Below are 2,152 nucleotides of genomic sequence, written 5' to 3'. Positions count from 1 at the left end.
ATGAAACTGGTTCGCCGCAGCGCCGCGCCAAGCCGACCGCTTGGCGCTGCGGCGACCGCATCATAGGGAGAGAAAACTGTTACCTATGTATCCGGTTCAAAGTGTTACCCATCTATCCGCTGGACACTGACATCGACAGGCTTCGCCAACCACCGAGGGCTACGCAGAAGCCGATGTCACGAAAATGTGATCGGCGCGCTTTAGGGGTTGAAGGTCCAAGCTCAAGCCACCTCAAGAAGCCAGAGGAACACCATGACCGCGACCCCTGAAACCCGCTTCCGCACCAGCCAGCTCGAGGAGAATGACGGTCCGCCCGTCAACCCGACCGACAACCGCACCATGGGCGAGATCATTGCCGCGCGCTTCTCGCGCCGCGGTTTCCTCTTGGGCTCGCTGGCCGTCTCGGCCATCGCCGCCACCGTCAGCCCGTTGGCGCTCGTCGCCGCCGACGAGGCGCGCGCCGCCGAGGCCTCGGCGTTCAAGTTCGACGAGCTCGAAGCCGGCATCGATGACAAGCACCATGTCGCGCCAGGCTATGATGCCGACGTGCTGCTGCGCTGGGGCGATCCGCTGTTTGCCGATTCGCCGGAGTTCGATCCGCTGAAGCAATCGGCTGAGGCTCAGGCAAAACAGTTCGGCTACAACAACGACTATGTCGGCTATATCCCGATCGACGGCTCGGCGGAGCACGGGCTACTGGTCGTCAACCACGAATACACCAACCCGCATCTGATGTTCCCCGGCATCGTTTCGATCGTCGAAAAAGACGGCAAGAAGGCCGCCGAGGTCGCACCGCTGTCGAAGGAGGAGGTCGATGTCGAGATGGCCGCGCATGGCGGCACCATCGTCGAGATCCGCAAGGAAGGCGGCAAGTGGCAGGTGGTGCGCGACGGCAAGCTCAACCGCCGCATCATGTCGACCACCGAGATGGCGCTCTCCGGCCCGGTCGCCGGCCACGACCGCGTCAAGACCAATGCCGACCCCTCCGGCACCAAGGTCATCGGCACGCTCAACAATTGCGCCGGCGGCGTCACGCCCTGGGGCACCTATGTGATGGCCGAGGAGAATATCCACGGCTACTTCTCGGGCGAGCTGCCGGAAGGCCACAAGGAAGCCGCCAATTACAAGCGCCTGGGCATTCCGGAAGGCGCCTATGAATGGGGCGCGCATTACGACCGCTTCAACCTCGCCAAGGAGCCGAACGAACCGAATCGTTTCGGCTGGATCGTCGAGGTCGACGTCAACGATCCGGCTTCGGTGCCGAGGAAGCGCACCGCCATGGGCCGTTTCAAGCATGAGGGCGCCGAGTCGATCGTCGCCAGGGACGGCCGCGTCGTCTTCTATCTCGGCGACGACGAGCGCTTCGACTATGTCTACAAATTCGTCACCGCCGGCAGGTTCAATCCTGGTGACCGCGCGGCCAACATGAACCTGCTCGACGACGGCACGCTCTATGTGGCGCAGTTCGCCGAGGACGGTTCGGTCGAATGGATGCCGATCGTCTTTGGCCAAGGCCCGCTGACGGCGGAGAACGGTTTTGCGTCCCAGGCCGACGTTCTGATCGAGACGCGGCGCGCCGCCGATCTGCTCGGCGCCACCAAGATGGACCGGCCGGAAGACATCCAGCCCAACGCCGGCAACGGCAAGGTCTATGTCATGCTGACCAACAATTCCAAGCGTAAGGCCGAGCAGGTCGACGCCGCCAACCCGCGTGCTGCCAACGCCTTCGGCCACATCATCGAGATCGTCGAGGATGGCGGCGACTTCGCCGCCAGCAAGGGCAAGTGGGAAGTGCTGCTCAAATGCGGCGATCCGTCCGTCGCGGATGTAGGCGCCACCTTCTCGACCGCGACCACCGCGCATGGCTGGTTCGGCATGCCGGACAATTGCGCCGTCGATTCCGCCGGGCGCCTGTGGGTCGCCACCGACGGCCAGGGCCCGAAAGCCACCGGCCGCACCGACGGCCTGTGGGCGGTCGACACGGAAGGAGCGGCGCGGGCGACCTCAAAACTGTTCTTCCGCGTGCCGATCGGCGCCGAGATGTGCGGCCCGCTCTTCGCGCCGGACGACCAGACCGCCTTCGTCGCCGTCCAGCATCCGGGCGACGGCGGCGAGGATTGGGAAGGCTTCGGCCGCCCGTCCTATTACGAGG

The 2,152-nt window shown here is 64.6% G+C and carries 1 protein-coding gene; it reads left to right on the top strand.

Annotation, left to right across the window (positions count from 1 at the left end):
• Positions 1-252: 252 nt before the first annotated feature.
• Positions 253-2,152, top strand: a 1,900-nt coding sequence (locus tag EOA24_RS35305) for a PhoX family phosphatase (protein ID WP_133374796.1), incomplete at its 3' end; no start/stop codon positions are given.

Origin of the sequence: Mesorhizobium sp. M2A.F.Ca.ET.039.01.1.1, from assembly GCF_003998035.1 — a bacterium.
GTDB lineage: Bacteria > Pseudomonadota > Alphaproteobacteria > Rhizobiales > Rhizobiaceae > Mesorhizobium.
The sequence above is the reverse complement of the archived record's forward strand: the minus strand, read 5'-3'. Positions and strand labels throughout refer to the sequence as shown.